22 protein-coding genes are annotated in these 23,640 nt (G+C 69.7%); 9 read left to right on the forward strand and 13 right to left on the reverse strand.

Going from position 1 to position 23,640, the window contains the following annotated elements:
• Positions 1–15 precede the first annotated feature (15 nt).
• Positions 16–933 carry a LysR family transcriptional regulator gene (locus FPZ12_RS33990; RefSeq protein WP_144750160.1) on the reverse strand — a complete coding sequence of 306 codons (918 nt, stop codon included), beginning with the start codon at positions 931–933 and terminating at the stop codon, positions 16–18.
• A gap of 93 nt (positions 934–1,026) precedes the next feature.
• Here FPZ12_RS33990 and FPZ12_RS33995 point away from each other — a divergent pair, with 93 nt between their 5' ends.
• From FPZ12_RS33995 to FPZ12_RS34010, 4 genes are read left to right on the forward strand one after another with little or no spacing between them, the layout of a single operon-like run.
• Positions 1,027–2,391 carry an MFS transporter gene (locus FPZ12_RS33995; RefSeq protein WP_144750158.1) on the forward strand — a complete coding sequence of 455 codons (1,365 nt, stop codon included), beginning with the start codon at positions 1,027–1,029 and terminating at the stop codon, positions 2,389–2,391.
• Between the two features lie 15 nt (positions 2,392–2,406).
• Positions 2,407–4,635 carry an arylsulfatase gene (locus tag FPZ12_RS34000; RefSeq protein ID WP_144750156.1) on the forward strand — a complete coding sequence of 743 codons (2,229 nt, stop codon included), beginning with the start codon at positions 2,407–2,409 and terminating at the stop codon, positions 4,633–4,635.
• A 49-nt stretch (positions 4,636–4,684) separates the two neighbouring features.
• Positions 4,685–4,963 (forward strand): hypothetical protein, encoded by a 279-nt coding sequence (locus FPZ12_RS34005; protein ID WP_243770178.1) that lies wholly within the window; start codon positions 4,685–4,687, stop codon positions 4,961–4,963.
• Positions 4,964–4,981: 18 nt separating this feature from the next.
• Positions 4,982–6,211 (forward strand): cysteine desulfurase-like protein, encoded by a 1,230-nt coding sequence (locus FPZ12_RS34010; RefSeq protein ID WP_144750152.1) that lies wholly within the window; start codon positions 4,982–4,984, stop codon positions 6,209–6,211.
• Here FPZ12_RS34010 and FPZ12_RS34015 read toward each other — a convergent pair.
• The gene (locus tag FPZ12_RS34015) at positions 6,177–7,016 is read right to left on the reverse strand and encodes a metallophosphoesterase family protein (protein WP_166462996.1); all 840 of its coding nucleotides are present in this window, start codon (positions 7,014–7,016) and stop codon (positions 6,177–6,179) included. The genes FPZ12_RS34010 and FPZ12_RS34015 overlap by 35 nt on opposite strands.
• A 98-nt stretch (positions 7,017–7,114) precedes the next feature.
• Between FPZ12_RS34015 and FPZ12_RS34020 the strand changes: the two genes are divergently transcribed.
• On the forward strand, positions 7,115–7,798 hold the full coding sequence (locus FPZ12_RS34020) for an HAD family hydrolase (protein ID WP_243770179.1): 684 nt from the start codon (positions 7,115–7,117) through the stop codon (positions 7,796–7,798).
• On the opposite strand, the gene FPZ12_RS34025 is transcribed toward FPZ12_RS34020, so the two are convergent.
• On the reverse strand, positions 7,795–8,673 hold the full coding sequence (locus FPZ12_RS34025) for a MurR/RpiR family transcriptional regulator (RefSeq protein WP_243770180.1): 879 nt from the start codon (positions 8,671–8,673) through the stop codon (positions 7,795–7,797). The genes FPZ12_RS34020 and FPZ12_RS34025 overlap by 4 nt on opposite strands.
• Before the next feature lie 97 nt (positions 8,674–8,770).
• On the opposite strand from FPZ12_RS34025, the gene FPZ12_RS34030 reads away from it, so the two are divergent.
• The gene (locus FPZ12_RS34030) at positions 8,771–9,391 is read left to right on the forward strand and encodes a histone deacetylase (protein ID WP_243770181.1); all 621 of its coding nucleotides are present in this window, start codon (positions 8,771–8,773) and stop codon (positions 9,389–9,391) included.
• A 44-nt stretch (positions 9,392–9,435) separates the two neighbouring features.
• Here the strand turns inward: FPZ12_RS34030 and glmS are convergent, their stop codons facing one another.
• From glmS to FPZ12_RS34080, 10 genes are all read right to left on the reverse strand, one after another.
• Positions 9,436–11,250: a glutamine--fructose-6-phosphate transaminase (isomerizing) gene (glmS, locus tag FPZ12_RS34035; RefSeq protein ID WP_144750142.1), complete on the reverse strand. Its 1,815-nt coding sequence runs from the start codon at positions 11,248–11,250 to the stop codon at positions 9,436–9,438.
• A 10-nt stretch (positions 11,251–11,260) separates the two neighbouring features.
• A complete protein-coding gene (locus FPZ12_RS34040) occupies positions 11,261–11,692 on the reverse strand; it encodes a response regulator transcription factor (RefSeq protein WP_144750140.1) in 432 nt (143 codons plus the stop codon).
• 2 nt (positions 11,693–11,694) lie between these two features.
• The gene (locus tag FPZ12_RS34045) at positions 11,695–13,911 is read right to left on the reverse strand and encodes a bifunctional polysaccharide deacetylase/glycosyltransferase family 2 protein (protein WP_243770182.1); all 2,217 of its coding nucleotides are present in this window, start codon (positions 13,909–13,911) and stop codon (positions 11,695–11,697) included.
• The gene (locus FPZ12_RS34050) at positions 13,908–14,156 is read right to left on the reverse strand and encodes a hypothetical protein (RefSeq protein WP_144750138.1); all 249 of its coding nucleotides are present in this window, start codon (positions 14,154–14,156) and stop codon (positions 13,908–13,910) included. The genes FPZ12_RS34045 and FPZ12_RS34050 overlap by 4 nt, the downstream gene beginning before the upstream one ends.
• Positions 14,157–14,168: 12 nt before the next feature.
• Complete coding sequence (locus tag FPZ12_RS34055) at positions 14,169–15,110, reverse strand: glycoside hydrolase family 18 protein (RefSeq protein ID WP_144750136.1); 942 nt, start codon at positions 15,108–15,110, stop codon at positions 14,169–14,171.
• Between the two features lie 53 nt (positions 15,111–15,163).
• On the reverse strand, positions 15,164–16,651 hold the full coding sequence (locus FPZ12_RS34060; RefSeq protein ID WP_144750134.1) for a sensor histidine kinase: 1,488 nt from the start codon (positions 16,649–16,651) through the stop codon (positions 15,164–15,166).
• Positions 16,648–17,352 (reverse strand): response regulator transcription factor, encoded by a 705-nt coding sequence (locus FPZ12_RS34065; protein WP_279537845.1) that lies wholly within the window; start codon positions 17,350–17,352, stop codon positions 16,648–16,650. Before FPZ12_RS34065 ends, FPZ12_RS34060 begins: the two co-directional genes overlap by 4 nt.
• Positions 17,353–17,543: 191 nt before the next feature.
• A complete protein-coding gene (locus tag FPZ12_RS34070) occupies positions 17,544–17,786 on the reverse strand; it encodes a DUF2630 family protein (protein WP_144750132.1) in 243 nt (80 codons plus the stop codon).
• A gap of 39 nt (positions 17,787–17,825) precedes the next feature.
• Positions 17,826–19,010 carry a metal-dependent hydrolase family protein gene (locus tag FPZ12_RS34075; RefSeq protein WP_144750130.1) on the reverse strand — a complete coding sequence of 395 codons (1,185 nt, stop codon included), beginning with the start codon at positions 19,008–19,010 and terminating at the stop codon, positions 17,826–17,828.
• 330 nt (positions 19,011–19,340) lie between these two features.
• On the reverse strand, positions 19,341–20,390 hold the full coding sequence (locus FPZ12_RS34080; RefSeq protein ID WP_144750128.1) for a LacI family DNA-binding transcriptional regulator: 1,050 nt from the start codon (positions 20,388–20,390) through the stop codon (positions 19,341–19,343).
• A gap of 99 nt (positions 20,391–20,489) precedes the next feature.
• On the opposite strand from FPZ12_RS34080, the gene FPZ12_RS34085 reads away from it, so the two are divergent.
• The 3 genes from FPZ12_RS34085 (at position 20,490) to FPZ12_RS34095 (ending at position 23,639) form a co-directional block, all read left to right on the forward strand.
• Positions 20,490–21,776, forward strand: coding sequence for an ABC transporter substrate-binding protein (locus FPZ12_RS34085; protein WP_144750126.1), 1,287 nt, complete (start codon positions 20,490–20,492; stop codon positions 21,774–21,776).
• A 67-nt stretch (positions 21,777–21,843) separates the two neighbouring features.
• The gene (locus FPZ12_RS34090; RefSeq protein ID WP_144750124.1) at positions 21,844–22,815 is read left to right on the forward strand and encodes a carbohydrate ABC transporter permease; all 972 of its coding nucleotides are present in this window, start codon (positions 21,844–21,846) and stop codon (positions 22,813–22,815) included.
• Entirely contained in the window at positions 22,812–23,639 is an 828-nt protein-coding gene (locus FPZ12_RS34095; RefSeq protein ID WP_144750122.1) for a carbohydrate ABC transporter permease, read from the forward strand. Before FPZ12_RS34090 ends, FPZ12_RS34095 begins: the two co-directional genes overlap by 4 nt.
• The last annotated feature ends 1 nt before the right edge of the window (position 23,640 follow it).

Below are 23,640 nucleotides of genomic sequence, written 5' to 3' on the forward strand. Positions count from 1 at the left end.
CGCCGCACCCACCGCTCACCAAACGGCCAACCCCCGGGTCAGTTCCGGTCCTCTCCGCCGCAGGAGGTGGGTGAAGGCTTGCGCGGGCGGCGGCAGGGGCTCGTGACCGTGCAGGATGTGTACCTCCCGTTGCCACAGCGGCGGCGGCAGTTCCAGCAGCATCGTGCCGTCGCCGTGGGCGGCGCTTGCCGCGAAGGCACCGAGCAGCCCGATGCCCAGCCGCGCCCGGACGAAGGCCGTCACGGTGGTCGGCATGGTCGCGACGATGACCTGAGCCGGTTCGACGCCCGACTCCTCCAGCCGGTCGCGGTAATCTGCCCAGCCCGTCTGGGGATCGCCGCTCACGATGGCCGTTTCGCCGGCCAGGAAATCCAGGTCCCCGGTCACCCGCAAAGCACTGTCCGACGGCGCCACCGCCACGATTTTCTCCCGGCACAACGGTTTCGCGGGCAAACCGGCATCGGCGGGCGGGCCGACCGGCCGCACGGCGAAGTCCACCTGCTTGCGCGCCACCGCCCGCTCCAGCTGAGCCGCGTCGCCCTCCACCAGGTCCGTCTCCACCGCCGGATGCCGGAATCGGTACTGCGCCAGCAAAGGCGCGATCAGCATCGCGCTCGCGCCCGGGTAGCTGCCGATCCGCAGCTTGCCCTCCAGCCTGTCCCGCGCCGCGTCGAGCTCATCCGCCGCCAGCCGCAGCTCGTCGAAAACGCGGCGGGCGCGGGGCAGGAAACGGCTGCCCAGATGCGTGAGCGCGACCCCGCGCGGCCGCCGTTCGAACAGCGGCGCACCCACCACACCCTCCAAAGCCGCGATGTGCGCGCTGATCCGAGGCTGGCTCAGATGCAGCGAACTCGCGGCCGCGGTCATGCTGCCCTCGTCCACCACGGCCAGAAACGAGGCCAGCCAAGGGAGCTGCAGCTTCCCGACATCCATCCGGAAAGCTTATACCTGCAAGTCGCAACACATATTAGACGTATGCCTCTCCACTGATTAGCGTCTGGTCCACCATCCCCTGAGAAACGGACCATGACGATGACGTCAGTCGAGGACTCAGCACGGCTCACGCGCCCGCAACGCAGAATCGCGATCACCGCGATCGGGGGCTACTTCGTCGACGGCTACGACCTGCTGATCCTCTCCGGCGCACTACTGGGGATCACGCCGGAGTTCCACCTCCGATCCGTCCAGCTCGGCCTGCTCACCGCCGCCGCGTTCCTCGGCATGGCACTCGGTTCGGCGATCAGCGGCCCCCTCACCGACCGCTACGGCAGGCGCGTCGTCTTCTTCGCCTCGATGATCCTGTTCCTCGTGGGCTCACTGTCCTTCCTGCTCACCCAGTCCGCGTGGCAGATCATCGCGGTCCGGCTGGTGATCGGCCTGGCGATCGGCGCCGACATGCCCGCCGCCGCGGCGCTCATCGCCGAGTTCATCCCCGCGCGCCGCCGCGGGATGTACACCGCGTTCGGCGGGGTCGCCTGGATGCTGGGCTCCGTCGTCGCCATCGCGGTCACACTGCTGATCTTCACCGTGGCCGGCACCGGCGCTTGGCGCTGGGCGATGGCCACCGGCGCGATCGCCGCCGCCGTCCTGCTCTTCCTCCGGCACGGCACCCCCGACTCCCCGAGGTGGTTGCGCAGCAAGGGAAGGGAGGCCGACGCGCAAGCGGCGTGGCGGTACGCGCAGGGCGACGAAAACGCCGAACTCCCCAAGTTCGCCCCGACTGCGGCGCCGCAAGCGTCCGCGCGCGCACTCTTCCGCAGGCCGCTGCTACTCGTGCTCGCCGGCATCTGCTTCTACTGGTGCTGCAACAACCTCTACGGTTCGGCGATCCTGCTCTACCAACCCACCCTGATCTCGCGGATCGTCTCGCCCGGCACGTTCACCTCGCTGCTGTTCACCGGCTGCACCTCCCTGCTCGCGGTCGTGATCGGCCTGATCGTCTGCGGTTACGTCGTCGAGCGCATCGGGCGGCGGTTCCTCGCCATCGCGGGCACTTCGATCGTCGTGGTGGCCAGTTTCGTGCTGTGGGCGGCGATCCACTCGTCGGCGGCGGTCCTGATCGCCTTCGCCGCGGCCATCGGGTTCATCAACGGCGGCACGTCGATGGCCTTCTACGCCTGGGCGCCCGAGCTCTTCCCCACCGAGTTCCGCGGCCGCGCGATCGGCGTCGTCAACATGATCGGCAAGCTCGGCAGCGTCGTCGGCACGTTCGCGCTGCCGCTGGTGTTCGACGCGCTCGGCGGCGGCGCCTTCCTGGTCATCGCCGCGATCGCCGCGCTCAACGTGCTGGTGATTTCGGTGCTGTCCATCGAAACCAAGGGCCAGACCCTGGAAGAGGTCCAGCACACCGCGGAACGCAGGTTCGGCCGCAAGGTCGCGGCCGCCCGCTGAAACGAGGAGGGATTCATGACCACGGCGAGCGAGCCGGGACACGTCGGCACCACCTACGCCGATTCACGCCCATGGTGGCCCGAGCCGCCGCGCCCGCCCGAGGGCAGCCCGGACATCATCCTCGTCGTGCTGGACGACGTCGGTTTCGGCACGCTCGGCTGCTACGGCTCCGAGATCGCCACCCCGGCGATCGACGCGCTGGCCGGGAACGGGTTGCGCTACACCAACTTCCACGTCACCCCGCTGTGCTCGCCGACGCGTGCTTCGCTGCTGACCGGGCGTAACCACCATTCCGTCGGGATGTCGCTGCTGTCCAATGCGGACAGTGGGTTCCCGAGCAAGCGCGGCACGATCACGCCGCACGCGGCGACCGTCGCCGAAGTGCTCAAGGACAACGGTTACAGCACCGCCTGCTACGGCAAATGGCATCTGGCCCCGCTCGACCAGACCTCCAGCGTCGGCCCGTTCGACCAGTGGCCGCTCGCGCGCGGGTTCGAGCGCTACTACGGCTTCCTGGAAGGGATTTCCGACCAGTTCTACCCCGAGCTGGTGCAGGACAACCAGCGCGTGGAGCCGCCGAAGACCCCGGAGGAGGGATACCACCTCACCGAGGATCTCGTGGACCACGCCATCGACTTCGTCTCCGACCAGAAGTCCAGCGCCCCGGACAAACCGTACTTCCTTTACCTGGCACTGGGTACGGCCCACACGCCGCACCAGGCGCCCCGCGAGTACCTGGAGCGCGTGCGTGGCCGGTACGACCAGGGCTGGGACGAGGTCCGCGCGGCCCGGCACGCCGAACAGCTGCGCGCCGGGGTCATACCTCCGGGCACGGATCTGGCGCCACGCAACGATTCCGTCGTTCCGTGGGACGAGCTGCCCGCCGACGACCGGCGGGTGATGGCGCGGATGCAGGAGGCGTTCGCGGCGATGGTCGAACACACCGACGACCAGCTCGCCCGGCTGTTCGCGCACCTGGAGCGGCTCGGCACCCGCGAGAACACGATGATCGTGCTGATGTCCGACAACGGCGCCAGCCAGGAGGGCGGCCGGGACGGCACGGTCAACACCATCGCCTACGAGAACGGCGATTCGGTCACCACCGCCCAGAACCTTGCCGGCCTCGACGAGATCGGCGGCCCCCGGAATCACAGCAACTATCCGTGGGGCTGGGCCCAGGCCGCGAACACCCCGCTCAAGCGCTACAAGCAGAACACCCACGCCGGCGGCGTCCGGGCGCCCCTCGTCGTGTCCTGGCCGCGCGGGATCACCGATTCCGGCCTGCGGTCACAGTTCCACCACGTGATCGACGTGGCCCCCACGATCCTCGACCTCGTCGGCGCGGACATGCCGGAGCTGCGCCATGGGCTCCCGCAGCTCCCGGTGCACGGCACGTCGCTGCGCTATACATTCGGCGGCGCGGACGAAACCACCCGTCGCGGCACGCAGTACTTCGAGATGTACGGGCACCGGGCGATCTGGCACGAGGGCTGGAAGGCGGTGGCCTACCACGAACGCGGCACGTCCTACGACGACGACGTCTGGGAGCTCTACCACCTCGACGAGGACTTCTCGGAATGCCACAACCTCGCCGCGCAACATCCCGAGGTGCTGCAGAACCTGATCGGCCGCTGGTGGTCGGAGGCCGCCCGCTACGACGTCTTCCCGCTGGACGACCGGAACTTCGCCGAACGCGCCGCGCGCTACCACAGCGCCAGCTCGCCGCGACGGCGTCGCTCTTACCGCTACTACCCGGGCATGACCAGGGTGCCGGGCGGGATCACGCCGCTGATCTACGACCGGTCGTTCACCATCGAGGCCGCGGTGGACATGACGGCAGGCGACGAAGGCGTGCTGGTCGCTCACGGCGACGTCTGCGGCGGGCACGTGCTCTACGTCCGGAACGGGCAGCTGCACTACGAGTACAACCACCAGGGCACCCGCTATCACGTGGCAGGCCCGCTGCACGGCAGCCCGGAGCGGCTCGCGATGCGGTTCACCAAGACCGGGCAGCTGTGCGGAAAGGCCTCATTGTGGTGTGACGACAGCGAAATCGGGGTGGGCACGATCGCCTCGACAGCGCGGTTCATGATCGGCTGGCAGGGCCTGACCATCGGCCGCGACTCGTTGTCCCCGGTGTCCTGGGACTATCCGCGCGGGTTCGCGTTCACCGGCGCGCTCCGGCACCTCGATTTCACACTCGCCGACGACGGCCCCTTCGACGTGCACGAGGTGATCGACTGATCAGCGCGCCGTCCGGTTCGTGCCCCTTCGCTGTGCCACAGTGGATGGTGTGGACGGGCACCCGCGTTCGGTCGCCGACCTCCGCCGCGATCCGGCCTGGCAGGTCAGCACCACCACCGACGGCCGCTGGCTGCTCGCCGAGCTGGAGTTCCGGCACGGCGGGCACCTGTGGCGCATCGGCCTGACCCCGGTCGCCGCCGGGGTCGCCGCGGTCATGCTTTGGCGTGATGACGCGGTCATCGAGCACGTGCGGGGCAGCGAGGCCGAGGCGTGCGCGCTGGCCGCCGGGTGGCGGGCGAGTTTCGCGGGGCCACGGCCACCGCGCTGAGTGAGGCAAGCTGGGGGCATGGCTTACGACGTCGACTCGGTACGCAAGCGGTTCCCCGCGCTCGGCGAGGGCGCGGCCCACTTCGACGGGCCGGGCGGCTCGCAGGTCCCGGGCGTGGTGGGCGAGGCCGTCACCGCCACGCTCGTCGCGGCGGTCGCGAACAGGGGGAGCGTCACGGCGGCCGAACGGCGCGCCGAGCAGGTCGTCGTCGAGGCCCGTCAGGCCGCCGCGGATCTCGTGGGCGGGCAGCCGTCCGGCATCGTCTTCGGGCGCAGCATGACCCAGCTGACCTACGACTTTTCCCGCACGCTCGCGAAGAACTGGGGCCCGGGCGACGAAGTGGTGGTCACCCGGCTGGACCACGACGCGAACATCCGCCCGTGGGTCCAGGCGGCGGAAGCGCGGGGCTGCACCGTGCGGTGGGCCGAGTTCGACCCGGAGACCGGTGAGCTGCCGGTGAAAGCGGTGGCTGGTTTGCTGTCCGAGCGCACCCGCCTAGTCGCCGTCACGGCGGCGTCGAACCTGCTCGGCACCCGGCCCGATCTGCCGGCGATTACGGAGAACGCACATGAGGCGGGCGCACTGTGCTATGTGGACGGTGTCCACCTGACGCCACACGCGCCCGTGGACGTGACGGCGATCGGCGCGGATTTCTACGCTTGTTCGCCGTACAAGTTCCTGGGCCCGCACCTGGGTTTCGTGGCCGCTTCGCCCGCCTTGCTGGACACCCTGCACCCGGACAAGCTGCTGCCGTCCACGAATGCCGTGCCCGAGCGGTTCGAGCTCGGTACCCTGCCCTACGAACTGCTCGCGGGCACCACGGCGGCGATCGACTTCCTCACGGACCTGGTGCCGGGCAACGGATCCCGCCGGGCACGCCTGCTCGCGTCGATGACGGAACTGGAGCGCTACGAGGAAAGTCTGCTGCGCCGGCTCGACACAGGCTTGAGCGAGATCCCCGGCGTGACCCGCTACGGCGATCCAGACCGGCGCCGCGCGCCCACCGTGCTGTTCGACGTGGCCGGGCACGAACCGTCCGAGGTGTACCGGAGTCTTGCCGCGCAAGGAGTCAACGCGCCCGCGGGCAGCTTCTACGCTGTGGAATGCGCACGTCACCTCGGCCTCGGCGACGGCGGCGCGGTCCGCGCGGGCATTGCCCCTTATACGAACGAATCCGATGTCCGGCGGCTGCTGGAGGCCGTGCGGAAACTCGCTAGCCGACCTCGGAAAGCCAGGTCCGGCCGGTGAAGGTGAACGAGGACGACTCCGGCGACAGAACGGCCGGACGCGTGCCCGGCGCCACCTCCAAGACCTGGTGGCATTCGCGCGTGACGCGGAGTCCGCGCGGGCTCGCGTCGATGGACACCAGCGCCACATCGTGCGGTGCCTCGGCGAGCGCGCCCATGCCGAGCTGGAGGACGTTCCCGGCCACGGCGTGCGCCCGGGTGTGCAGGTGGCCGTGCAGCACCAGGACCGGCTCCGGCCACGCCCGCAGCTGTTTTTCCAGCTCGGCACGGTTGGTCAGGTCGCCGGCGTACTGCCAGCCGCGGTCCTTGATCGCGGGGCGCAGGTCCAGCACCGGGAAATGTGTCAGCAGCACCGGAAGCCTTGCCGGAGCGGGGTTTTCCAGCCGGTTGTGGTACTCGCCGCCGGCCGTGCGGGTGAGGTGGCCCGCGGTGAGCAGCGCCGGGCCCAGCGGCTCCTTGCCGGGGATCCGGATGCGCTCGCGGCCCTTGAGGTGACCGGCGAGCAGGCCGTCGTCGGTGGGGGCGGGGCAGTCGTGGTTGCCCGGAACGACGAAACAGGGCAGCTCGGTCGCGTCGAGCTCGTCGAGCACGAACCGGAACTCCTCGGGCGTGGCCGACTGGGTCAGATCTCCCAGCAGCAGCAACGCGTCCACGCGCGGAGTGAGCCAGCTGAGCGCTTCGGTCAGCAGAGCGCGCGAGAGACCGAGGTGCACCCGGTTGTTGAAGTACGTGTCCGCCGCGCCGATCCCGGCCACGTGGCTGTCGGTGATCGTGCCCAGTCGCAGAGGCCCGCCGTGTACGCCCATCCCGCTGCCTTTCGTCGGCTGACGGAATGATATTCCGCCTTGTGTTCGCCATGGAATACTCTTCATTATGGTCCGCGACGGCGACGAAGGAGTCCGTCTTGTCCGAACTGGCACTCCAGGCGGCGGTTTTCGACTGTGACGGCCTGCTGCTCGACACGGCGAGTACGTGGGCGCGGGCGTTCACGGTGGCCGCGGCCGCGGTCGGGCGCCGGCTCGACGAGCGGCAGCAGACGGCGTTGGTGGGCAGTTCCGTCTCGTCGGCGGCGGAACTGATCACGGAATGGGTCGGCAGGCCGGGCAGCCGCGCCGGGGTCGCCACGATCCTGCACGCCGCCTTACGGGCCACCATCGACGAGTGCCCGCCGCCGGTGCTGCCCGGGGTCCCGGCCCTGCTGGACAGGTTGTCCGGCGAACTCCCGCTCGGCGTCGCTTCGAACGCCCCGGCCGACGTGCTGGGGGACATGCTGGCGCGGTCGGGGCTGCGGGAGCGGTTCGGGACAGTGGTGAGTGCGGACGCCGTCGCCCGGCCGAAGCCCGCGCCGGACGTGTACCTCGCGGCGTGCCGGAACCTCGGCGTGCGGCCGGAAAATGTGGTGGCGCTGGAGGATTCGCCCGCCGGCGCGCTCGCCGCCCAGGCCGCGGGGCTGTCGCTGGTGGTCGTCACCGCGAGCGACTGGCCGTCGTTCGCGCCGCTGCCGTGGCCGGCGCGGCCGGTGTTGTACGTGACGACGATGGAGGACCCGGCGGTCGCGCGGCTGCTGTCGAGTCGGGCCGCCGCTTAGAAGCGGTGCTCGGCCAGTACGTCGGCCAGGAGTTTTTGCGCGGTCTCGGAGCGTTCGGGCTCGGCGAGTACCAGGCTGATCAGGAGTGAGTCGAGTACCACGAGATGCGCGAGCCTGCTGGTCATCGCCTCGACGCGGTACCTCGTCTCGAGCCCGCCGGCGACGAGAGCGACGTCGGCGATCTCCGTCAGCGGCGTGGTGCTGAAGCTCGTCACGGCGACGACGGACGCCCCGGCCTCGTGCGCGCCGCGCGCCGCGTTGACGGTCTCGCGCGTGGAGCCGGTATGGCTCACCGCGACGGCGACGTCGCCTTGGCGCAGCAGTCGCGCGCGCACGTGCTGGACGTGCACGTCGCTGGGCGCCTCCGCGGAGATGCCGATGGTGAGCAGCCGGTACGCCATGTCCTGCGTGAGCGGGGAACTGGTGCCGACGCCGAGCAGCAGCACGCGCGGCGCCGCGCGGAGCAGCTCCACGGCGCGGGCGAGCGCCTCCCCGTCCACGCTGACCGGGGTGCGGGAAAGCGCTTCCGCGCTGCTGGCCGCGAGCTTCGCGAGCACTTCGGCCGGCCGGTCGCCGCGGTCGATGTGCTCCGGCGAGCGTTCCCCGACCAGCGGCGCGAGATCCTGGGTCAGCGCGATCTTCGCGTCCTGGAACCCCTTGAACCCGAGGCTCTGGCAGGCCCGCACGACCGTGCCGACGCCCGTGCCCGCCGCGGCCGCGATCTCGCTCACCGACACGCGGATCACGTCGGAGCCCTGCGCGAGCAACGCCTGCACCGCGCGCGCCTCGCCGCGCGGCAACGAGCCGAGCGCGGCCCGCGCCCGTTCGGCGACCGCGCCGGGCACGCGCTGCTCTCGCGCTGACGTCTCGGTCACTCCGGCTCCCCTTCGTTCGCGCTGGAGCGTACCTGCGGTTTCCCGTTCCCGCGCCTCACCGGGCCGACGCGTCCCCGGGTGAGTCATGATCGGGGGCGTGCTCTGGTATGTCAGCTACGGATCGAACATGCACGCCGAACGCCTGGGCTACTACCTCCGGGGCGGCACGCCGCCGGGTGGTCTGCGCTCGTGCGTGGGGTGCCGGGATTCCTCGCCGCCGCAACGGGTCGAGCCGCATTTCCTGCCGGGCGGGATCTACTTCGCCACCGAGTCGCCGACGTGGACGGGTGGCCCCGCGTTCTACGACCCGGCGCTGCCCGGCACGGCCGCGGCCCGGGCGTATCTGGTGACGGTCGGGCAGTTCTCCGACATCGCGGCGCAGGAGATGCACCGCGCACCGGGGGAGGACCTGGACCTGACCGAGGTGCTCGCCAACGGGCGTCACCGCGTGGGGCCCGGCCGGTACGAGACGCTCGTGTACGCGGGGGAGCGCGACGGCTTCCCGGTAGTCACCTTCACCGCCCCGTGGTCGGCGGCCGACGTCGAGAAGAACCCGCCCTCGGCCGCGTACCTCCGGATGCTCGCGCGCGGCCTCGTGGAGGCCCACGGCTGGACGCCGGAGCGCGTCGGCGCCTACGTCGCCGCGCTCCCGGGAGCGTCCGGCACGTGGACAGCCGAGGGGATCGCCGGATTGCTCAGGATCGAACGAACGCCGTGAGGACCGGATCCACAGCCCGGAATCCACTGTGGACGCCCTGGCGATCACTCCACGGTCACGCTCTTCGCCAGGTTCCGCGGCCGGTCGACCTCCCGCCCCAGCGCCCGTGCCATCCGGTACGCGAACAGCTGCAGCGGCACCGAGAGCACCAGCGGGTCCAGCTCCGGCTCGCACCGGCCCACCCGCACCACCTCGTCGGCGGCGTCCGGCGGCAGGTCGGCGTTGGTCACCGCGACGACGGGGCCGCCGCGTGACCGGATCTCGGTCAGGGTGGCCAGGTTCTTCGGCAGCAGCTCGTCGTCGGGAACGACGGCGATCGTCGGCATCGCCGGGGTGACCAGCGCCAACGGCCCGTGTTTCAGCTCGGCCGCCGGGTACGCCTCCGCGTGTACGTACGAAACCTCCTTCAGCTTCTGCGCGCCCTCACGCGCGATGGGCCATCCGCGCACCCGGCCCACGAAGAACATGTGCGAGCAGTCGCGGAACCGTGCGGCCAGCTCGGTGATCTGGTCGTCGGTCTTCAACGCCGCCTCGACCTCGTCCGGGAAACGCCGCAACCCGCTCAGCAGCCGCGCGCCCTGTGCCAGCGAGAGATCCCGCAACCGCCCCAGCTGCACGGCCAGCAGCGCGAACGCGAGGCCCATGTTGGTGAACGATTTCGTCGCCGCCACCGACTGTTCCGGGCCCGCGTGCAGGAAGATCCCGCCGTCGCATTCGTTCGCGATGGAGCTGCCGACCACGTTCACCGCACCGACGACGGGCGCCCCGCGTCGTTTGAGTTCACGGATGGCGGCCAGGGTGTCCAGGGTTTCGCCGGACTGGCTCACCGCGACGTACAACGCGTCGGGATCGACGACGGCGTTGCGATACCGGTACTCCGACGAAGGTTCCGCCCGCGCCGGGATCCGCGCGAGGTCCTCGACCAGCTGCGCGCCGTATTCCGCCGCGTAATAGGCCGACCCGCAGCCGAGGAACGTCACCCGCCGCACTCGCTGCCAATGCCGCGGCTCCAGCCCGAGCCCGTCGAGCCGGGTGGTCGCCGCGCGTTCGTCGAGCCTGCCCGCCAGCACCCGCGCGATCGCGGCGGGCTGTTCGCGGATCTCCTTGTGCATGAAGTCGGGGTGGTCGCCGAGTTCGTAGGAACCGGTCTCGGCCGCCACCCGCACCGGCGCGCGCGTCGTCGGCGCGGCGCCGGGCGCGAAAGTGCGGTAGTCGTCCGGGCTCACGACGGCGATCTCGTCCTCGTCGAGATAGACGACCTGCTGTGTGTGCCGCACGAACGCGGCCACATCGGACGCGATCAGCACCTCGCCCGCGCCGATGCCCAGCACCAGCGGGCTGCCGCGGCGGGCGGCGACGAGCGTGTCCGGCCGGCGCCGGTCCACGGCGATCAACCCGACGGTGCCCTCCACCTCGTCGAGCGCCGCGCGCACCGCGTCGGCCAGGCCGTGCCCGGCGCGGGCGATGAGGTGGGCGAGCAGTTCGCTGTCGGTGTCGGACACCAGGTCCACGCCCTCGTGCAACAGCCGCGCCCGCAGCTCGTCCGCGTTCTCCAGTACACCGTTGTGCACGATCGCGACGTCGCCGGCCGCGTCGGTGTGCGGATGCGCGTTGCGATCCGTCGGTGCCCCGTGCGTGGCCCAGCGGGTGTGCGCGATGCCCACGTTCCCGTTCAGGTCCGCCGGCAGCGCCTCACGCAGCTGGCCCACGCGCCCGGCGCGTTTCCCGATCCGCAGCCTGCCGTCACGCACCACGCCGATCCCGGCCGAGTCGTAGCCCCGGTACTCCAGGCGGCGCAGGCCTTCCAGCAGGATCGGCGCGGCGTCCCGCCGGCCGACGTATCCCACGATCCCGCACATTTTCCTTCTCCTATCTGCTTTCCGCGTATGCCGGCCCGAGCAGGGAGTGCACCCGGTGCAGCAGTTCGGCCCAGCCGAACGGCTTCACCAGGTACGCGTCCCCGCCCGCGGCGAAGGCCGCGGCCTTGTCGGACTCGCCGTCACGCCCGCTGATCACCAGTACCGGGATCGACGTGTCCCGTTCCCGCACGATGCGCACCAGGTCGAGCCCGCTCATCCCGGGCATCTGCACGTCGGTGACGATCAGATCGGGCCGGAACCCGTCCAGCAGGACGATCGCGTGCAGCGCGTCCTCCGCGCCGCAGGCGTCGAACCCTTCCAGCTGCAGGCCCCGCACGAGCAGTTCCCGCAGGGTCGCGTTGTCGTCGACGACGAGCACTCCCGGTCGTGGCACCGGAACGTCCTCTTCGGACACTCGTGGTGCCGGTGCTGCCATGGTCATGGCTACCTCCTGTCTTCGGTATTCCCAGGCTGCGCCCCGGACCTGGGTGCGGGCCCAGAAACCGCTGGGAGGTCGCTGATGGTTCCCGGCCCGGCGCCGGGCGCGGGCAGTGCCGAGCCGAGGCCGCCGGAGCGGCGCAGCTTCTGCCAGCGCAACCGGGTCCCGGCCAGCGCCGTCATCACGGACTGGATCAGCACGCCGTACATCAGCTGCCGGTAAACGATCTGCTGCAAGGGAAGCAGCCACAACGGGCGCAGCTTCTCCCCGTCCAGCCGGAACGCGTACACCGCGCCGAGCAGCTGCACCAGCAGCATGGCCAGCCACAGCCCGCCGGTCAGCCACGGGTTCAGGAAGAACATCCCGTACACCGTGAGGATGTCGATCAGCGGCGCCATCGTGGGCAGCACCACCTGGAACAGCGCCAGGTGCAGCAGCCCCCACCGGCCGATCCGCCCCGACGGGCCCTTCTGGAAGATCGCCCGCCGGTGCTTCCACATCGACTGGATCGTCCCGTAGCACCACCGGTAGCGCTGCATCCACAGCTGCCGGATCTTCGACGGAGCCTCCGTCCACGCGCGGGCCCGTTCCTCGTAGACCACCCGCCATCCCTTGCGGGACAAGGCGATCGTGAGGTCGGTGTCCTCGGCGAGCGTGTCGTCGCTGACGCCGCCCACCTCGAGCAGCGCCCGGCGGCGGAACGCGCCCACCGCGCCCGGCACGGTCAGCATGCAGCGCAGCGAGTCGTAGACGCGGCGGTCGATGTTGAAACCCATCACGTACTCGATGTGCTGCCATTTGCCGAGCAGCCCGCGCCGGTTGGCGATCTTCGCGTTGCCAGCCACCGCGCCGACCTCCGGATCGGCGAAGGGCTGCACCAGCCTGCCGACGGTGGTCGGCTCGAACACCGTGTCGCCGTCCATCATCACGATCAGCTCGTGCCGCGCGGCGGCGATCCCGGTGTTGAGCGCGGAGGCCTTCCCGCCGTTGCGCTGCTCGATCACCCGCACGGCCGGATGCCCGATGCCGCGCGCGAGCTCCGCGGTGTTGTCGGTGGAACCGTCGTCCACCACGATGATCTCGACCGGATGATCACTGGCCAGCAGTGACCTGATGGTGTCCTCGATGCACTCCTTTTCGTTGTACGCCGGGACGATCACCGAGACGGGGGCCCGCACGGGCGGGCCCCAGCGGAAGCCGGGGTCGCGCCGCTTCTTCTTGTGCCTGCGGGCGAAGACGAGCATCAGCCCCAGCCGTCCCACGGTGAGCACGCCGACACCGACGAGGGACCAGCTGAGCGTGGTGAGGAACCCGGTCGAGACGCCGACGGCGCCGACGAGCACCTTGCCCCGCCACTGGTCCGAGGCGCTGGCCGCCCCGTTGGACTTGGCCATGTTCAGCGCGCCGCTGACGGTGGTGAACGTGTAGCCCTCGGCCTTCAGCTTGGGGATCAGCTGTTCCAGCATCGCGACCGTCTTGCTCCGGTCGCCACCCGCGTCGTGCATCAGGATGACCGCGCCCTCCCCGTTTTCGGGGGTCGCGTTGGCCACCATCTGGTCCACGCTCAGGTCGGTCTGCCAGTCCTCACTGTCCAAATCGGTCAGTACGGTGATGTAGCCGAGATCGCCGAGCTTCTGCACCTCGGAGTAGTCGTCGTTGTCCAGCGCCTTGGGCGTGGCCGAATACGGCGGGCGCACGAGGTTCGAGGTGACGCCCGCGGCACCGGAAAGCGCCAGCTGGGTTTCGGACAGCTCCAGCTCCATCCGCGTGTCCGAGACCTTGGTCAGGTCGGGGTGGGTGAAGGTGTGCAGCCCGATCTCCGAACCGCTGTCCACCAGGTCCTTCACCTCGTCCGGGTACTTGGTGATGTTGGAGCCGACCTCGAAGAAGGTGCCGTCCACGTCGTACTTTTCCAGGACGGAAAGGATTTCCTCGGTGTAGGTGTCGCTGGGGCCGTCGTCGAAGGTGAGCACGATCGTCTTGTCCGGGACGTCGTAGGAGACGACGGAATCGCCGGTGGCGTCGATGATCGCGCCGCCGTTGAGGATCGACGAGGGCACGGAACTGGCGTTGCCGCTGGGATCCGCGTCCGCGTCGTTGCCGATGGCGGAGTTGGCCACGCCGGAGACGGCGAGCAGGCAGGCCAACAGCACCGTGACGATCCCGGCGAGTATCCAGCGCGGGGCGCGGCGCAGACCCTTCAGCGCGCGCTGGCCTCTCACTTCGACGCGGTGGTCGGGATGGAAGCCGCGACGCTGGGCGAAACCCCGCCCGCGGTCACGCTGAGCACGAGCGCGACGACGAACACGACGCACGCGATCGCGACGCCGAAGAGCGCGAGCCGCAGCCAGAGCAGGCGGCGGCCGCTGCTGTCCACGAACACCGGCTCCGAAGGGGCGGTCAGGGAGGCGGGAAGACGCAGGCGGACGGTCGGTTCGTCAGCGGGTCTTTGCGGGGCTTTCAGCATGGGAACGTCCTTTCAGGCCAACTGCTGGAAAAGGTGGGTGAACTCGTAGGCGGACTGCGAGACGCCGCTGCAGGTGCCGCTGGTGGTCGTGGTGCCGGCGCAGTCGCCGTTGTCGCGGTTGACCGACCACAGGCCGAGGTAGGCGAGGTCGCGGTCGACGGCGGCCTGCGCCACGGTGCGGGCGATGTCGGTGGTGGTCACCTGGCCGGTGTCGTTCCGGCCGATCATCAGCGTGGCACCGAGCATCCGGTGGGCACCGTTGTCGTCGAGATCGGTCCAGACGCTCCTCACCTGCGTGGTGACGGCGTCCATTGTGGACACCAGGCTGCTCGCCCAGTCCCCGGTCTCCTCGAAGTTCATCAGCATCGCGTTCACGGTCATGTCGACCCCGGCCGCCTTGACCGCGCGCAGCAGGGTGAGCCCGGAGTCGGTGAACCCGGTGCTGTCGACGGGAAGCGTGAGCATGATCTTCGTGCCCCGCTGGTCCTGCAGGGTTTTCAGTGCCTGCGCCACGGTGGCGGTGGGGACATCCTGCTCGATGTCGAGGTCGAGGGAGTTGGTGCCGATCGTGTCCAGCACCGATTCGTAGGCCGTGGTCAGCGCGGTGGCGCTGGTGCAGGTGTTCTCCAGGTACGTGCCGTTCGCGCCGCCGGTGGCGACGGTGACGCTGCCGCCCATCGCCTTGAGCGCGTTGACCTCCTGCGTGATCGTGCTGTCCGCGAGCGACTTCGTGCCACCCCAGGCCGGCGTGCAGCCCGACTCGCTCGCGAGCACGAACGCGAGCACGAAGTCCTTCTGCCCGCTGGTGTTCGCGATCTCGTTCAGGGCGGTGTGCGTGCCCGTCACGTCGACATAGGGAGCGAAACTGGTGCCCTGCTTCGTACTTGTGCCCGACGAGCAGGCGGCGACCAGGAGCAGCACCGCGAGCAGCGCGGCGGCCAGGCGTCGTCTCATGACACCCAGCTTCGCCGCGCTACCTGGGAATCTGCTGTATCAGTCCGGTGAATTCACCCAGTGACCGGCAGTGATCCGCTGAACCCCGGTGATTTCTCCCGCAGGGGCAGGAAAATCCGGAACGTGGCGCCCGCGCCCGGCGCAGTGTCCACTTCGGCCCGTCCGCCGTGCGCGGCGGCGATGGCGGCCACGATCGCCAGCCCGAGCCCGGAACCCCCACTGGAGCGGGCACGCGAGATGTCCGCGCGGTAGAAGCGTTCGAACAGCCGCGCGGCGTGTTCTTCGGACAGCCCCGGCCCGTCGTCGGCCACTTCCAGCGCGGCGAACCCGTTGTCGCCGGTGCGCACCCGCACGGTGATCGAAGCGTCGGTGTACTTGACCGCGTTGCCGACGAGGTTCGCCAGTATCTGCCGGATCCGGTGGTCGTCGCCGTGGACGACGGCGGGCCCGCCCGCGCAGTCCACGTCGAGGGAGATGGTGCGTTCCGGGGCCAGCGCACGCGCGTCGTGCACCGCGTCGACCGCCGGCTCCACCAGGTCCACCGGCCCGAACTGCAGTTCGCGCTCCTCGTCGAGGCGCGCCAGCAGCAACAGGTCCTGCACGAGCCTGCCCATCCGGATCGACTCCGACTCGATCCGGCTCATGATCCGCGGCACGTCGAGGCTGTCGCTGCCCGCGCCGTGCCGGTACAGCTCGGCGAACCCGCGGATCGACGCGAGCGGCGTGCGCAGCTCGTGGCTGGCGTCGGCGATGAACCGCCGCATCCGTTCCTCGGACTGGCGCGCGCTGGACTCCGACACGCGCTGCGCGTGGAACGAGGACTCGATCCGGTTGAGCATGCTGTTGAACGCCAGGCTCAGCTTGCCGACCTCGGTCCTGGTGTCCCGCAAGGGAACCCGGCGGGCCAGATCGCCGGCCATGATCGCTTCGGCGGTCCGCTCCACCTCGGTGAGCGGGCGCAGGCTGCGCCGCACCAGCCAGCGCGCGAGCACCGCGAACACCAGCAGCACGATCCCGCCGATGAGCAGGTCCAGCAGCGACAGCCTGCTCATCGTCGCGTCGACCTCGGACAGGCTGGTCGCGACGAACACCGAAGACGAACCGTCCGAGCCCACTGTCGCCAGCACCCGCCAACTGCCGTCCGCGCCACCAGCTGAATCGACCGTGAACAACCCGCCGCCGAGCGCCTGCACCTGCGCGGGCGTCATGACCGGGATCGCCGGGGTCGCGGCCTGTTGCTGCAGCGGCGAAGCGATGGTGTTGAGCACGTGCCCGGACGCGTCGGTCACGACGACGACGAAGTCGCTGGGCAGGCGGGGCGCGGAGTTCTGCTGGACGCCGCTGAACCCGCTCGCCCCCTTCACGACCTGGTGCAGGCGCTCGTCGATCCCGTCGAGCAGATAGGAGTGCAGCGCCGCGGTGGAGGCGAACGCGACGGCGAGCAGCGCGGCCAGGATCAGGGCGAGCAGCAGCACGATGAGCATCGTGCGGAGCGGGATCCGGGCGATCGAAGTCCGCAGCCAGGCGCGGACGCCGGTCATCGCCGCGGCGCGCGAAGCTGGTAGCCGATCCCTCGCACGGTGCGCAGCAGCCGCGGTTCGGTGGTGTCGATCTTGCGGCGCAGATAGGACACGTAGGACTCGATCACGCCGTTGTTGCCGTTGAAGTCGAACTGCCACACCCCGGCCAGGATCTGCTCCTTCGACAGCACCCGGCCCGCGTTGAGCAGGAAGTAGCGCAGCAGCCGGAATTCGGTGGGCGAAAGCTCCACCTGCTCACCGGCCTTGAACACCTCGTGCGTGCCCTCGTCCAGCTCGATGTCGGCGAACGTCAGTTTTTCCGACGGCGGCACCGCGCCGGCCCCGCCGCTGCGGCGCAGCACCGCGTCGATCCGGGCGACGAGCTCGTCCAGGCTGAACGGCTTGGTGACGTAGTCGTCGCCGCCGAGGGTCAGGCCGGTGACCTTGTCCTCCGGGGCGTCGCGCGCGGAGAGGAACAGCACCGGCGCCCGCATGCCTTCCGAGCGCAGCCGCCGCACCACGTCGAACCCGTCGAGCCCGGGCATCATCACGTCGAGCACCATCAGGTCCGGTCTGCTCCGGCGTGCCTCGGCTATCGCGGCGGGCCCGTCCGGAGCGGTGGTCACCTCGAACCCGGCGAAGCGCAGGCTCGCCGCGAGCAGTTCCACCATGTTCGGTTCGTCGTCCACGACCAGCAGCCGCGCTTGCCGTTCCGCTCGCACCTGTCCGGACTCCTTCCCAGTCCGTCCCAGCGTCGCCCGCGAAGTTGGCAGGGAGTTGGGTAAAGGCTGAGCGCGGGCTGTGAAGGCGAACCGGGAGATCGAGGCCGTGCTGGACGCCGCGGGGCGGTATCGACAGCGGTGGATGCCCTGCGCTCGGGCAGGACATCGTCACCGTCCGCGAAGGAACCGCGCTACTGGCGGTAGTTCTCGACCTCGGTGGCCGGGCGCACTTCGGCGGAGGTCTCGTCCTCGCCGAACTCGCGCCGCGCGCGCCGCTGGCGGAGCAGGTCCCAGCACTGGTCGAGCTGCTGCTCGACCTGCTTGATCCGGGCCTGGCCCGCCTCGTCCAGACCGTCACCGATGGCTTGCTGCCGGAGTTCGTGCTCCTCCGCGATGAGCCCGTCGATGTTGCCGATGATGTCCTTTTCACTCACGAAGACACCGTACCCTCGCCGGGCGGCCGCCGTGGTGGATCAACCCGGCGGGGGCACACCGGCGGCGATCCGGCTGCCCATCGCGAACACCGCCCGCACCCGGCACAACGCCGCCGGATCCTCGATCGGGTCCCCGTCCACGGCGAGCACGTCGGCGTCGAACCCGCGCGCGAGGCGGCCCTTGCGACCGGCCAGCCCGCACGCCTCCGCCGCTACCTCGGTGAGCACCCGCAGCGCCTGCGCCGGGCGGTAGCCGATCCGCACGAGCAGGGGCAGCGCGCGTGGCAGCACGTCGTGCGGTTTCAGCGGGCTCAGCCCGCCGTCCGAGCCCGCCACCAGCCGCGCGTCGGCCTTCACCAGCCGGTGCAGGTTCGCGTGGATCAGCGGTAGCCGGCGCGCCACCTTGGCCGGCGGCTGCACGCCCGGCACCGGGCGGATGCCCATCGTGGCGCCGACCACGATCCGCTGCCGCGCGATGCGGCGGATCAGCTCCGGCGGGGGCACGTCGACGCCGTCGGCGCTCCAGAACGAGACGTGCTCGATCCCGTCAACGCCCGCATCGACGGCGTCCACAATGGACTTCGTGGCGTGCGCGTGCACCGTGACCGGCAGTCCGTGCTGGTGTGCTTCCTCGACCGCTGCCCGGATTTCGCCGGGTTCGAACTGCGGGTCCTCCTGGCGCGTGCCCGGCGTGTACGTGCCGCCGCTCGCCATGATCTTGATGACGTCCACCCCGCGTTCGGCGTGTTCCCGCACCGCGGCACGGATTCCGCCGGGCGCCACCGCGCCCCCGAGGTAGTGGCAGTGGCCGCCGGGCACGGTGATCGGCGGCCCGGAGGCGAGGATCGTCGGCAGGTGCCCCGGCCTGTCCCGCATCGTCAGGGCGAGATAGCCGCGGTCGCCGAGATCGCGGACCGTCGTGACACCCGCACGCAGCGCCCGCCGGGCCGCCACCCCCATGGCGCGCAAGGCGGCATCGTCATCTCTCGTGGCGAGCGCGGCCACCGGGTCGGGGCTCGCGTCGAACGCCAGGTGCAGGTGCGTGTCGATCAGCCCGGGCAGCAGGGTCGCGCCGGGCAGGTCGACGACCAGCGCGTCCGGCGGGGGCGGGAAGTCGTAGTCGACACCGGCGATCCGGGTGCCGTCGAGAACCAGGACCGGATCGGCGAGCATCCGGGAACCGTCGAACAACCGCTCCGCCCTGACCGCGATCCGCATGGCCATCCCCGCCTCCGCGCGCCTACTCCCAGCCTACGGTTGTCTTGCGGTGGAACAAAATCGTCGGTGATTGGCCAACAAGTATTTCGTGACCCTGTCCGGTTTACGTTGCCGTGTTTGCCCCTGCGGTCGGTGAGTTTGCCCGCTGCGTCACTGATTTTGCCGCTCCGGTCGCTGAGTTTGCCCACGGCGGCAGCGGTCGGCCAACTCGGCGACGTCCCGGGCCAACTCGGCGACGCCAGGGGCCAACTCGGCGCCCTGGCGGGCAAACACACCCGCGCGTAAGGACCACAAGATCACGAGACACTAGGTGGGCTGCGACCGTCGCGGAACTCGCTAAGCGGATTCGCGGATCTTGACCGAAACCGGCAGTACCGTGCGCCGCGGGGTGACGGGTTCGCCTGCCAGCAAGGCGTTCAGGGTGCGCACCATTTCCCCCACCTGATCCGCCGGCGCCTGGTGCACGGTGGTCAGCGGCGGCTCCAGGGTGGGCGCCAGCATCGGGTGATCGTCGAAACCGACGAGCGACACGTCCGACGGCACGCGTTTTCCCGCCGCCGCCAACGCGCGCAGGGCGCCGGCGGCCATCAGGTCGCTCGCCACGAACACCCCGTCCACGTCGGGATGCCTTGCCAGCAACCGTTCCATCGCCGCGCGGCCACCGTCCAAAGTGAAGTCACCTTCCTCGGCGAGCCCGTCGGGATCGAGCCCGGCGTCGGTCAGCGTCTTCTCCCAGCCCCACAGCCGGTGCACCGCCGCCGTCTGGTCCTGCGGCCCCGCGACGGTGGCCACCCGCCTGCGTCCGCGGTCCAGAAGGTGTTGCACCGCAAGGCGTGCGCCGTCCTGGTTGTCGAAGTCGACGACGTGCACCCCGCGGGTGAGATTGCCCGCCTGCCCGCCGAACACGATCGGCAACCGCAGCAGGCGCAGCGCGCGGGGGAGCGGGTCGGCGCGGTGCGGCGCGAACACCAGCGCGCCGTCCACGTGACCGCCTTCGAGGAAGCGCAGGGTGCGGGCGTGGTCGTCCGGTCCGTCGTTGAACAGCAACACCATCTGGCTTCCCGAGTCGGCCAGCGCCCGGTACGCCGCGCGCATCACCGCGTTGCGGTACGGGTCGCCGAGCAGCAGGTCCTCCGGCTCCGACAGCACGACCGCGACCGCGCCGGTGCGCCGGGTGACCAGCGAACGCGCGGCCTGGTTCGGGGAGTAGCCGAGATCCCGCGCCGCGGCCAGTACGGCATCCTTGGCACGGCTGCTCACGTTCGCGTCGCCGTTCAGCGCGCGCGACGCGGTGGAACGGGACACCCCGGCGAACGCCGCGACGTCTTCCAAAGTCGGCCGATCGTCCACGTACCCACCCTTCCTGCTGGGAGCGCTCTCAACCATATCGCAACTTGACACCCGTGGTGGTCGGGGACACACTCAGTCTCGTTCTGGGAGCGCTCCCAGTTCTCTCCCGCGAACCCCACTAACAAGGGAAGAGACGTGCGACATCTTCACAAGGGTGTGAGCCTCGCGATCGGACTGGCGGTGCTGGGCGCGAGCCTGGCCGCCTGCGGTGGCGGCGGGTCCTCGTCCGGTGACTCCGGGCAGATCGAGCTGACCATCGGCACGTTCACCGAGTTCGGCTACGAAAGCCTGCTCACCGAGTACCAGCAGCTGCACCCCAACATCAAGATCACCCACCACAAGACCGGGGAAGGCGGCCCGTACCACCAGAACCTGATCACCAAACTGGCCGCGGGCTCCGGGCTCGAAGACGTCGTCGCGGTGGAGGAGGGCCATTTCTCCGACATCATCGACAAGTCGAGCAAGTTCAACGACCTCACCGAGATCGGCCCCAAGGACGTCACCGCCGACCGGTGGCTGTCGTGGAAGTACGACGGCGGCAAGGACAAGGACGGCAAGCTCATCGGCTACGGCACCGACATCGGGCCGCTCGCGATGTGTTACCGCACCGACCTGCTTTCCGCCGCCGGCCTGCCGACGGACCCGGCGAGCGTCAAGGCGATGTTCGCCAGCTGGGACAGCTACTTCGCGGCCGGGCAGCAGTACGTGCAGAAGACCGGCAAGCCATGGTTCGACGCGTCCTCGCAGCTGTACAACTCGATGGTCAACCAGCTCGACACCGGTTACCTCGACCGCAACGACCAGCTGACGATCGAGACCAACCCCGGCATCAAGGACGCCTGGACCAGGATCACCACGGCCATCGGGCAGGGCCAGTCGGCCAAGCTCGAGGCGTTCGGCAACGAGTGGAAGACCGGGTTCCAGCAGGGCGCCTTCGCCACCACCGTGTGCCCGTCGTGGATGCTCGGCGTCGTCAAGGAGGACTCCGGCCCGGAGAACGCGGGCAAGTGGGCGGTCACCGACTCCTTCCCCAACGGCGGCGGCAACTGGGGCGGTTCGTATCTGACCGTGCCGAAGCAGAGCCAGCACCCGAAGGAGGCCGCGGAGCTCGCGGCCTGGCTGACCGCGCCCGAGCAGCAGCTGAAAGCCTTCCAGGCCAAGGGGAACTTCCCCAGCCAGGTGCAGGACCTGACCTCGCCGGAGCTGCTGAACCAGACCGACGCCTACTTCGGCGACGTCAAGATCGGCCAGCTCTACGCCACCCAGGCACAGAAGGTGACCAAGGCCCAGTACAAGGGCCCCGGTGACGGCCAGATCCAGGAGAACGTCACCAAACCCGCGCTGACCGCGGTGGAACAGGGCATGCCACCGGACCAGGCCTGGCAACAGGTCGTCGACGGCGCCAAGAAGATCGTCAAGTGACCCTGCCACCGGCGTGCCCGCGGCCGCGGCCAGGGCACGCCGGTGCGGCCTGGAAAGGAAAGACCGGATGACGAGCACCGTGGTCGAACCACGGCGGCGAACACCCGACGGGGAACCGTCACCCCGGACGAAGTGGCGCTATCGGTTGTCCCGCTGGGACGTCAAGTACTCGCCCTACCTCTACATCGCGCCGTTCTTCGTCGTCTTCGGGGTGGCCGGCCTGTTCCCGCTGCTCTACACGGCCTACGTCTCGATGTTCGACTGGGAGATCGGCGACGACCACCCGAAGTTCCTCGGCTTCGGCAACTACGTCGACCTCTTCGGCGACGGCCAGTTCTGGAACGCGCTGGTCAACACGGTTTCGATCTTCCTGCTCTCGAGTATCCCGCAGGTGATCGTCGCCGTCTTGCTCGCGGCGCTGCTGAACATGCGGCTGCGCGGGCCGACGACGTGGCGGGTCGGCGTGCTGCTGCCGTACGCGGCGAGCCTGGTCGCGCTCGGCATCATCTTCAGCAACCTCTTCGGGCCCCGCTACGGATTGGTCAACTCGATCTTCGAGGGGCTCGGGCTGGACCGGGTGGAGTGGCAGGCCAACCGGTTCGCCAGCCACGTCGCCATCGCCACGATGGTCAACTGGCGCTGGACCGGCTACAACGCGCTGATCGTGCTGGCCGCCATGCAGGCGCTGCCCAAGGATGTGATGGAAGCCTCCATTGTGGACGGTGCGGGCGCGATCCGCCGGTTCGTGCACGTGACCCTGCCGATGCTGCGCCCCACGCTGATCTTCGTGGTGATCACCTCGACCATCGGCGGGCTGCAGATCTTCACCGAGCCCAAGCTGTTCGACGCGATGCCCGGTTCGAACAACGGCGGCTCCACGCACCAGTTCCAGACCGTGACGCTGTACATGTACCAGTTCGGTTTCGAGAACTTCGACCTCGGCTACGCGTCCGCGATCGCCTGGGTGCTGTTCCTGATCATCATCGTGTTCGCGCTGGTCAACTTCCTGCTCACCAGGAGAATGGGGAGGCTGAAATGAACTCCCGGCTGGGCAAGCCCAATTTCTTCGTCTACGCGGCGCTGGTCGTGTTCGTGCTGTTCTCGTTCTTCCCGTTCTACTGGTCGTTCCTGGTCGCCAGCCGCGACAGCGGGATGCTCGGGGAAAGCCTCCCGTCGCTGGTGCCGGGCGGCAACTTCTTCGCCAACGCCTCGCGCGTGTTCGACCTCGTCGCGTTCTGGAAGGCGCTGGGCAACAGCGTGATCGTGTCCGGCACGGTCACCCTGACCACGGTGCTGTTCTCGTCGCTGGCCGGATTCGCCTTCGCCAAACTGCGCTTCCGCGGCAGCAACCCGCTGTTCGTGTTCATCGTGGTGACGCTGGCCGTGCCCACGCAGCTGGGCATCATCCCGCTGTTCATCGCGATGTCCCAGTTCGGCTGGGCCGGGCATCTGCAGGCGGTGATCGTGCCGAACCTGGTCACGGCGTTCGGCGTGTTCTGGATGCGCCAGTACATTGTGGACGCCGTGCCGTACGAGCTGATCGAGGCGGCGCGGGTGGACGGCTGCAGCGTGTTCCGTACCTTCTGGAATGTGTGCGTGCCCGCCATCCGGCCCGCCGCGGCGGTGCTCGCGATGTTCACGTTCATGATGTCGTGGAACGATTTCCTCTGGCCGCTCATCGTGCTGAACGCGGAGAACCCGACCGTGCAGCTCGCGCTGGAGCGGCTGCAGAGCGGCTACTACGTCGACTACTCGCTCGTGCTGGCGGGGACCACGCTGGCCACGATTCCCATCCTCATCGTCTTCCTGCTGCTCGGCCGCCAGATCGTGGCCGGGATCATGCAGGGTGCTGTGAAAGGTTAGG

The organism is Amycolatopsis acidicola (genome assembly GCF_007713735.2).
In the GTDB taxonomy this organism is placed as follows: domain Bacteria; phylum Actinomycetota; class Actinomycetes; order Mycobacteriales; family Pseudonocardiaceae; genus Amycolatopsis_E; species Amycolatopsis_E acidicola.

What these genes read in the sequence shown, in the direction of transcription:
- FPZ12_RS33990 (WP_144750160.1), bottom strand. Translation starts at nt 933, where the DNA reads ATGGATGTCGGGAAGCTGCAGCTCCCTTGGCTGGCCTCGTTTCTGGCC.
- FPZ12_RS33995 (WP_144750158.1), top strand. Translation starts at nt 1,027, where the DNA reads ATGACGATGACGTCAGTCGAGGACTCAGCACGGCTCACGCGCCCGCAA.
- FPZ12_RS34000 (WP_144750156.1), top strand. Translation starts at nt 2,407, where the DNA reads ATGACCACGGCGAGCGAGCCGGGACACGTCGGCACCACCTACGCCGAT.
- FPZ12_RS34010 (WP_144750152.1), top strand. Translation starts at nt 4,982, where the DNA reads ATGGCTTACGACGTCGACTCGGTACGCAAGCGGTTCCCCGCGCTCGGC.
- FPZ12_RS34015 (WP_166462996.1), bottom strand. Translation starts at nt 7,016, where the DNA reads ATGGGCGTACACGGCGGGCCTCTGCGACTGGGCACGATCACCGACAGC.
- glmS (WP_144750142.1), bottom strand. Translation starts at nt 11,250, where the DNA reads ATGTGCGGGATCGTGGGATACGTCGGCCGGCGGGACGCCGCGCCGATC.
- FPZ12_RS34040 (WP_144750140.1), bottom strand. Translation starts at nt 11,692, where the DNA reads ATGACCATGGCAGCACCGGCACCACGAGTGTCCGAAGAGGACGTTCCG.
- FPZ12_RS34050 (WP_144750138.1), bottom strand. Translation starts at nt 14,156, where the DNA reads ATGCTGAAAGCCCCGCAAAGACCCGCTGACGAACCGACCGTCCGCCTG.
- FPZ12_RS34055 (WP_144750136.1), bottom strand. Translation starts at nt 15,110, where the DNA reads ATGAGACGACGCCTGGCCGCCGCGCTGCTCGCGGTGCTGCTCCTGGTC.
- FPZ12_RS34060 (WP_144750134.1), bottom strand. Translation starts at nt 16,651, where the DNA reads ATGACCGGCGTCCGCGCCTGGCTGCGGACTTCGATCGCCCGGATCCCG.
- FPZ12_RS34075 (WP_144750130.1), bottom strand. Translation starts at nt 19,010, where the DNA reads ATGGCCATGCGGATCGCGGTCAGGGCGGAGCGGTTGTTCGACGGTTCC.
- FPZ12_RS34080 (WP_144750128.1), bottom strand. Translation starts at nt 20,390, where the DNA reads ATGGTTGAGAGCGCTCCCAGCAGGAAGGGTGGGTACGTGGACGATCGG.
- FPZ12_RS34090 (WP_144750124.1), top strand. Translation starts at nt 21,844, where the DNA reads ATGACGAGCACCGTGGTCGAACCACGGCGGCGAACACCCGACGGGGAA.
- FPZ12_RS34095 (WP_144750122.1), top strand. Translation starts at nt 22,812, where the DNA reads ATGAACTCCCGGCTGGGCAAGCCCAATTTCTTCGTCTACGCGGCGCTG.